Origin of the sequence: Microcystis sp. LEGE 08355, from assembly GCF_015207185.1 — a bacterium.
Classification (GTDB): domain Bacteria; phylum Cyanobacteriota; class Cyanobacteriia; order Cyanobacteriales; family Microcystaceae; genus Microcystis; species Microcystis panniformis.
Genome location: NZ_JADEXI010000533.1, coordinates 1 through 3206 on the forward strand (window position 1 = coordinate 1; position 3206 = coordinate 3206).

The following is a 3206-nucleotide window of genomic DNA, read 5'->3' on the forward strand; positions in this document are numbered from 1 at the left end:
TTGATTATACCTGATAACGTTCTTAAAATCTATCGGTGGCCAAAGTTACTTATTTTAGCTATCTAGCTACAGAAATGAGTAGCTTTAAAAAGCTTTAGGTAGGTTTTTGGTTTCTGTGGTTAACCCCGATCCTCGTTTTAGCTCCCTCTCGAAAATCTATTGCACCACAGCCTTTAGTCACCTTAAACCCAATCACCTAAATTTTCCGCTACAATCGACAGTGCTAAGACTTAGGGATTTATAAACTACTATTCATGATAGATTTTAATACTCTCGCTGAATTTTCCCGCCACTATTGCGTCTCGATTTGTGCCTTTTTAGTACCCGCTAACTTAGTAACCACCCTTTTAACCGTTCTTTTTCTCTATTTTGGTCGTCCTACCCGTCAAATCTTACCCATTGCTTCCCTAGCTTTGTTGTTCGCTGTCACCATGTTTCTCCACGTCGCCACTTGGTTAATGATTGGTGTGGTTATGGCCCCCACTTTTATCCTCTTTGGACTAGGTTTAACCTGTTTTGTGATCAATTTTCAAGCCATTAGCGATCGCCAAAGCTTGGAACAGTTATTACACACCGGGGTTAGTCGTCTGGCCCGCTCTTTCAACTAAAGAAAAGCACCAAGACTTCCCCCTTCCCACATAGTTGAACCAAGAGGCTAATCTTGATGCGTCCAAGAGCGATGGGCCAGACGCAAACCCCAATCGAGCAGATAACCAATCGCGCCAATAACGAGAATCACCGCCATCAACTCTGAATAGGCGAGTCGATCGCGTGTATCGAGAATATAATAACCCAAACCCGCACTAACCCCCAGCATTTCCGCCGGGACAAGAACGATCCAGATAATACCTATAGCCAAACGGAAACCAGTTAAGAGATGGGAGAGGATCGCAGGCAGAATAATCTGGAAAACCGTTTCCCCTCGGGTAGCACAGAGACTGCGGGCTAAAGTCAACCAAGAGCGATCAACCGCATTAACCCCAGCAGCCGTATTGAGAAGGATCGGCCAGATGGCCGCCACCGTCAGCAAAAAATACACGGGTAGATCACCAATTCCCAAAACCATCACCGCTAAAGGCATCCAAGAAAGGGGCGAAATCATGCGTAGAAATTGAAATAGGGCCGACAAAGCCGATTCAAGGGAGCGATACAACCCGATTAATACCCCCAACGGCACACCGATGGCACTAGCGAGAACCAAGCCCACAATAACCCGGCGGCAACTGGTGAGGATATGGGGCATAATCTCCCCCCCAACAAAAAGCCGTAATAAAGCGACAAAAGAGCGTTCAGGGGAAAAATCATTTAAAATCGGGTTTGAGTGCCATAGAGGACTGGTAAATAGCCACCAGAGCAATAATCCAAAGCCGATACCCCATAAGGGTAGTAAGGCTCTTGGCGGGGAGGTCAAAGATTGTGACTTCATGGGTTCAGACCTTTAAAATTTGATCGTCTCGATGCGGGAGAGATTATTCGGTAAGCCGAAAGCTTTCGGTCCGCCCACCTGTTGCAAGGCATTACGGACAAAAGAGTCATCCACGAGATCCCGGGCCACCTGTCGGGGTTGCAGTTTTTGGAGAAAATCCGTATTTCCTTCCACCTGAGTGGTTTTGAGCAAGCGTACCAGTTCCTCGGTATAGGAAGGGAAAGGATAGGGCTGGAAATCGATCCGGTTGACTTGCCAAGCTGGATTCTCGATCGCCCCGTCTTTTTTATAGAAATTGCGATCATAGTAAGTAAGCGCCCGTTGCAATACTGGCAGCGGGTGAGGGGTATATTTTCCACCATCTTTAGAGAGAATCCGGGCCACTTCCGAGCGATTGCTCCGGGACCAGAGTTGAGCTTTAACGAGGGCGTTTACCACCCTCTGCGTCCATTGTTTCCGTTGCCTAATATCCTCCTCGTGAACAAAGACAACGCAACAGGCGTGATTCTTCCAGACATCGCCGGTGAAACGGAGAACCCTACCGGTTTTGAGATTTTCCGCCGCCGCGTTGAAAGGTTCAGCAACGATATAACCACCGATGCTCTTATTGGCGAGGGCTGATACCATATCCGGGGGCGGGAGAACCACTAGATTAACCTCGTTAGAAGCGATCGGCGCGTCCTTGGCTTTGCGAACTATTTTCAGCCCGTTACGTTGTAAGAGTTGTTGCAAGACCAAATTATGAATCGAATACCAGAAAGGAACCGCGATCGTTTTACCTCCCAATTCCCTGGGATTTTCAATATCGGGAAGGACGGTGAGGGCTGAACCATTGGTATGGTTCCAAGCGACGATTTTAGCGGGGAAATTGCGCCCGTAACGAATCCAGATCGAGGTGGGAAAAAGAACGTGAATAACGTTCACCTGCCGAGCGAGAAAGGCCTCAACAATCTGCGCCCAAGAGCGGAATAGGCGCGGTTGTTCGGCAGTTAAACCTTCCGCTTGATAAAGTTTTCGCGAGTGGGCCACCAATAGGGGGGCAGCATCCGTAATCGGTAGATAACCGATTTTCACAGGCTGATCTTTGGCATTGGCGTTAACGGGAAGATTCCAATTATCGGCGGCGATCGCTGCCCCGAAGGAACTGGTAAACAGTGCCGAAAGTTTCAGGAAATCTCGACGGCTCATGCCGCAACAAGCACAATTATCGTCTAGGTTCATGGATTTACAGTGTCATCACAAGGGCTAATTCTTGAAAAATTGACTGGCGTAGATCACTCAAAAGCTTCGCTGACTCGAAACGGGGTTTCGGCATCGAGATCGTCCATTCTCGGCGGATGCCCACCGGATGACGGCCCATGAGAAGAACTCGATCGGCCACTAATAGGGCCTCGTCGATGTCGTGGGTAACGAGGAGAACCGTGCTGTTATAGAGAGCTATGACTTCTAGGAGGAGTTTTTGCATCTCGAAACGGGTGATCGCGTCGAGGGCGCTAAACGGCTCATCCAGGAGCAGGAGAGAGGGGCGGCGGGCGAGGACGCGGGCTAGAGAAACTCTCTGAGCCATACCGCCCGATAGTTGATGAGGATAGGCACGCTCGAAGCCCTCTAGTTTGACGCTTTTAACGGCGGTGTGAACCCTTTCCCGTAATTGCTGATGATCGAGGCGGGGCATCCGCTTTAATTTCAAACCAAAAGCTACGTTTTGCCAAACGGTTAACCAAGGTAAAAGGGCGGGGGATTGAAAGACGATCGAGCTGCGGATGTCTGGGGCTTGTAG

4 protein-coding genes are annotated in these 3206 nt (G+C 49.2%); 1 reads left to right on the top strand and 3 read right to left on the bottom strand.

Annotated features, from left to right (window positions below):
• Positions 1-254: 254 nt before the first annotated feature.
• Complete coding sequence (locus IQ242_RS20575; RefSeq protein WP_193961232.1) at positions 255-608, top strand: hypothetical protein; 354 nt, start codon at positions 255-257, stop codon at positions 606-608.
• A 47-nt stretch (positions 609-655) separates the two neighbouring features.
• Here IQ242_RS20575 and IQ242_RS20580 read toward each other — a convergent pair whose 3' ends face one another.
• From IQ242_RS20580 to IQ242_RS20590, 3 genes are all read right to left on the bottom strand, one after another.
• Positions 656-1426 (bottom strand): ABC transporter permease, encoded by a 771-nt coding sequence (locus IQ242_RS20580; protein WP_002802509.1) that lies wholly within the window; start codon positions 1424-1426, stop codon positions 656-658.
• A gap of 12 nt (positions 1427-1438) precedes the next feature.
• Complete coding sequence (locus IQ242_RS20585; protein ID WP_193961233.1) at positions 1439-2647, bottom strand: ABC transporter substrate-binding protein; 1209 nt, start codon at positions 2645-2647, stop codon at positions 1439-1441.
• Positions 2648-2651: 4 nt separating this feature from the next.
• Positions 2652-3206: ABC transporter ATP-binding protein (locus tag IQ242_RS20590; protein ID WP_193961234.1), on the bottom strand; the 555-nt coding region annotated here is incomplete at its 5' end.

Coding starts and splice junctions, on each gene's coding strand:
- IQ242_RS20575 (WP_193961232.1), top strand. CDS start 255: ATGATAGATTTTAATACTCTCGCTGAATTTTCCCGCCACTATTGCGTC.
- IQ242_RS20580 (WP_002802509.1), bottom strand. CDS start 1,426: ATGAAGTCACAATCTTTGACCTCCCCGCCAAGAGCCTTACTACCCTTA.
- IQ242_RS20585 (WP_193961233.1), bottom strand. CDS start 2,647: ATGAACCTAGACGATAATTGTGCTTGTTGCGGCATGAGCCGTCGAGAT.